The organism is Psychrobacter sp. (assembly GCF_036731945.1).
GTDB lineage: Bacteria > Pseudomonadota > Gammaproteobacteria > Pseudomonadales > Moraxellaceae > Psychrobacter.
Genome location: NZ_DAINDI010000047.1, coordinates 22,598 through 23,556 on the forward strand (window position 1 = coordinate 22,598; position 959 = coordinate 23,556).

A 959-nucleotide genomic window follows, 5' to 3' on the forward strand; every position below is an offset into this window, starting at 1 on the left:
TTTACCAGTTGGATGGCGGTACGTGATGATGCAGAAATCCGTCAATACGGACGCGCCTTTATGGAGCTATGCCAAAAGCAATTTAGTCAGTAGTTATTAACTGAGCCAGTAGCTTTTTAAAGAGTAACTTTTTAAAACTCAGCACTTAGGCAATTAATAATAACTTCAAGCATTCTGCTTAATCATGATTTCTTTGATAAATACAAACGGCACCGTTCTCAATAGATAGCGGTGCTTTTTTGCTCTTATATACGCCGCAAATTATTATGATTTGTTACTATCTTAAGTGCTGACCTTTATATTCTCTATAACTGCCCCATCATATGAGCTATTGAATCATCAGCCTGCTTTTTATTCCTGATATTTAAAAACTAACTATAAAAACGTCGTTACAAGGCGACCGCATAAAAATAGGTGAATCATGAGCAACACAATTCCATTATCATTTTTAGATTTAGCACCCGTACCCGAAGGCAAAATCATCGCTGAAGGCATTGCCCAAACCGTTGCTATCGCGCAGCAAGCAGAAAAATCTGGTTTCAACCGCTATTGGATGGCCGAGCATCACAATATGCCGGGTATCGCTAGTGCAGCGACATCGGTGCTATTATCGCACATCGGCAGCCAAACCAAGCGCATACGCATCGGGGCTGGTGGCGTCATGCTGCCCAATCATGCACCGCTTATCATCGCTGAGCAATTTGGCACTTTACAGGCGTTATACGGTGACCGTGTCGATTTAGGTTTAGGCCGCGCGCCAGGTACCGATGGTGCAACATTTCAGGCGCTGCGCCGTCAAATGCAAGATGCTGATCGTTTCCCGCAAGACGTCCAAGAGCTCATGTATTTCTTAGGTGATGGCACCGATGACAGTCCTGTGCAGTCATTTCCAGGGGCGAAATCAAACATTCCTATTTGGATATTGGGCTCGTCACTTTTTGGTGCCACTCTAGCAGCGC

Annotated in this window: 1 protein-coding gene; it reads left to right on the plus strand. The window is 44.4% G+C overall.

Annotated elements, in window-relative coordinates; all coding sequences use genetic code 11:
- Positions 1-421: 421 nt before the first annotated feature.
- Positions 422-959, plus strand: a 538-nt coding sequence (locus tag V7D75_RS10290) for an MsnO8 family LLM class oxidoreductase (RefSeq protein WP_333614487.1), incomplete at its 3' end; no start/stop codon positions are given.